This window comes from Streptomyces sp. NRRL WC-3618, assembly GCF_001280005.1.
Lineage (GTDB): Bacteria > Actinomycetota > Actinomycetes > Streptomycetales > Streptomycetaceae > Streptomyces.
Genome location: NZ_LGDW01000206.1, coordinates 1 through 2069 on the forward strand (window position 1 = coordinate 1; position 2069 = coordinate 2069).

The following is a 2069-nucleotide window of genomic DNA, read 5'->3' on the forward strand; positions in this document are numbered from 1 at the left end:
TCTGGAGCGCCGCGCCGACGACTTCGTCCGCGCGGAGGCGATCCATACAGGCAAGCCTCTGCATGTCACGGCGGCCGAGGAAATGGGCCCGATGATCGATCAGATCCGCTTCTTCGCGGGAGCCGCGCGCTTCCTGGAGGGCAAGTCGGCGGGGGAGTACATCGCGGAGCACACCTCGTTCGTGCGCCGCGAGCCGCTGGGAGTATGTGCCCAGGTCACTCCATGGAACTACCCCCTGATGATGGCCGTGTGGAAGTTCGCGCCCGCTGTCGCGGCAGGCAACACAGTGGTACTGAAGCCATCCGACACCACACCTCTGACGACGTTGATGCTCGCCGAACTGGCCGCCGAGTTCCTGCCCGACGGCGTGTTCAACGTCGTCTGCGGCTCCCGGGAGACAGGTCGCCGGCTCGTCCGCCATCCTGTGCCGGCCATGGTGTCGGTCACCGGCAGCGTCCGCGCCGGAACCGAGGTGGCCGGGACGGCTGCCGCCGACGTCAAACGTCTCCATCTGGAACTGGGCGGCAAAGCGCCGGTCGTGGTCGCCGCCGACGCTGACCTGGCCCACGCTGCCCAGGGCATCGCCCAGGCAGCCCTCTTCAACGCCGGACAGGACTGCGCCTCGGCCTGCCGGGTCATCGTGGACCGGTCCGTGCACGACGAGTTCGTGGCCGTGCTCACGCAGGAGGTCAAAAGCCTCACCACCGGCGCCCCTGACGATCCGACGGTGTTCTTCGGTCCGTTGAACAGCGCCGCGCAGCTCTCCAGGATCCAGGACCACCTCCAAAATCTCCCCTCGCATGCCCAGGTGGTCACCGGAGGTGAGACCCTGCCGGGCCAGGGGTACTTCCACCAGCCCACCGTGGTGACGGGCCTGCGGCAGGAGGACCGAGCCGTCCAGGAGGAGATCTTCGGGCCGGTTATCACCGTCCAGCCGTCCAACGGCGACGAAGAAGCCCTCCGACTCGCCAACGGCGTGCGGTACGGTCTCGCGTCCTCGGTCTGGACGCGAGACCATCGACGCGCGATGACCATGGCCCGGAAGATCGATGCGGGATGCGTCTGGGTCAACTGTCACATTCCGGTCGCCGCCGAGATGCCGCACGGCGGGTTCAAGCACTCCGGCTACGGCAAGGATCTCTCGGCCTACAGCCTGGAGGACTACACCCGCATCAAGCACGTCATGACCTACCTGGGGCCGTAACCGCACCCATCGGCCCCGGTGACAGAAGGCCATCGGGCTCATCGCAGCGCGATGAGCCCGATGGCGAGCGCCGCACAGGCCAGACCGGCGGCCTGACGACGGTTCAGCCGCTCCTTCAGGAGCATCACTGCCAGGAGGACGGGGATGGCGGGGTAGAGGGCGGACAGTACGGTGGCGACGGCCATGAGCTGTTGCCTGGTGGCCTCCAGGTACAGCACGATCGCGAGTGTGCCCAGGGCTCCGGCCGTCACCGTGGCCGCCCGCGGCCGTCCCGTCAGCCTCCAGCCGGCACCGTAGGATCCCAGTACCGCTGCGATGACTGCGACGGAGACCACTCGGCTCAGCACCACCGGCCACAAGCCGCTGTCCTTGCCCACCTGTGCCATGGCCAGGAACTGCACACCGAACCCCACACTGGCGACCAGTGCACTGGTCACCCCCGCGGACACCGTCCCTCGCCGCCTGTCGCCCAGGTCTGGCGAACTCTGCGAGACCAGCCACAGCGCCGGAAGCACCGCGGCGATTCCCACCCAGGCGGGGAGCGCCGGGCGTTCCCCGAGGAAACACACCCCGACCAGGACCGGAAGAGCCACGGCACCGACATCGCTGACCGGGACGACCACGCTCATCGCCCCCCTGGACATCGCCCGGTACAGGAAGGCCACTCCCACTCCTGTCCCCACCCCCGACAGGGCCCCCCACCCGTGGTCCGCGAGCGTGGCGGATCCGGTGTTCAGTAACAGGGCCAGGACCAACCCGACGACAGTGCCGCCCAGTTGGGCGTGGAGTGCCACGGTCAGCCCGTCGTGTCTGCGCGAGACCAAGCCGTTGACGAAGTGCGTGATGCCGAAACACAGAGCGGACA

General features: G+C 68.2%; 2 protein-coding genes. One reads left to right on the forward strand and one right to left on the reverse strand.

The genetic code is table 11. The annotated features are described in order from the left end of the window. Window positions 1–1204, forward strand: a 1204-nt coding sequence (locus ADL01_RS19475; RefSeq protein WP_053743295.1) for an aldehyde dehydrogenase family protein, incomplete at its 5' end; no start/stop codon positions are given. Window positions 1205–1242: 38 nt separating this feature from the next. Here the strand turns inward: ADL01_RS19475 and ADL01_RS19480 are convergent. Further along, window positions 1243–2069 (reverse strand): GRP family sugar transporter (locus ADL01_RS19480; protein ID WP_063783549.1); only part of this gene is annotated, 827 nt, incomplete at its 5' end.